Source organism: Oleiphilus sp. HI0117, assembly GCF_001635235.1.
Genome location: NZ_LWGA01001482.1, coordinates 1 through 1220, shown reverse-complemented (window position 1 = coordinate 1220; position 1220 = coordinate 1). Strand labels below are relative to the sequence as shown.

Below are 1220 nucleotides of genomic sequence, written 5' to 3'. Positions count from 1 at the left end.
AGATGATGCGATTGTTGTGGTTGAAAACGTAGAGCGAAATATTGCTTTAGGAAAGAGTTCTATTGAAGCCACGAAGCAAGCTATGCGAGAGGTGACCGGGCCGATTATTGCTACCTCCTTGGTATTAAGTGCTGTATTTATTCCAACAGCCTTCATCTCTGGTTTGACTGGGCAGTTTTACAAGCAATTTGCCCTAACCATCGCTATTTCAACAATTATATCGACTTTCAATTCGCTAACTCTTAGCCCGGCTTTGGCCGCGGTGTTATTAAAGCCCCATGATGCAAAGAAAGACCGACTGAGCCGTATCATTGACGCCTTGTTTGGTAAGATTATTTTTGGCCCGTTTAATAAATTTTTTAGTGCCTTGACTGAAGGTTACACCTCCTTACTGAAAGTCATAATCCGGCTTTCTGTGATTGTTGTTTTGATTTACGCAGGCTTGATGGTATTAACCTCGCACCAATTTAAGACAACTCCCACCGGGTTTGTTCCTGCTCAAGACAAAATGTACTTGATTGCCTTTGCACAGTTACCTGATGCATCAAGCTTGGATCGCACTGAAGCGGTGATTAAGAAAATGTCAGCGATCGCCCTGGAGCATCCGGGAGTAGAATCATCAGTCGCTTTTCCCGGGTTATCACCTAACGGCTTCACGGTATCCTCGAATGAGGGGGTTGTCTTTGTCACCCTAAAGCATTTTGACGAACGCCAAGCACCTGATATGAGTGCTGACGCGATTGCTGGTGCCTTATGGGGGCAGTTTATGGGAATAGATGAAGCCTTTACGGTTATTTTTCCTCCGCCTCCCGTTATCGGTTTAGGCACTACTGGTGGCTTTAAACTGCAGATTGAGGATAGGGCAAACCTGGGCTATGAACGCTTGTTTCAGGAAACACAAAAGGTTGTAGGCCAAGCCTGGCAAACGCCAGAGTTAACACAGGTTTTCTCTTTCTTTCAGGTTAATGTACCGCAAATAGAAATTAACGTTGATAGAGAGAAGGCTAAAGTTCATGGTGTAGCGATATCAGATATTTTTGATACCTTGCAAGCCTATATGGGCTCGGTATATGTCAATGATGTCAATTTATTTGGTCGCACTTATCAGGTCAATGTGCAGGCCGATGAAGCCTTTAGAGTAGATGAAACGCAGCTGGAAAAGCTAAAAGTGCGCAACCGTGAGGGATCAATGGTGCCGCTTGCTTCGTTTGTAACGGTGC

At 44.8% G+C, this 1220-nt stretch carries 1 protein-coding gene; it reads left to right on the top strand.

Features of this window, described 5'->3' with window-relative positions; translation table 11 throughout:
- Window positions 1–1220 (top strand): efflux RND transporter permease subunit (locus A3757_RS24630; RefSeq protein WP_156506569.1); only part of this gene is annotated, 1220 nt, incomplete at both ends.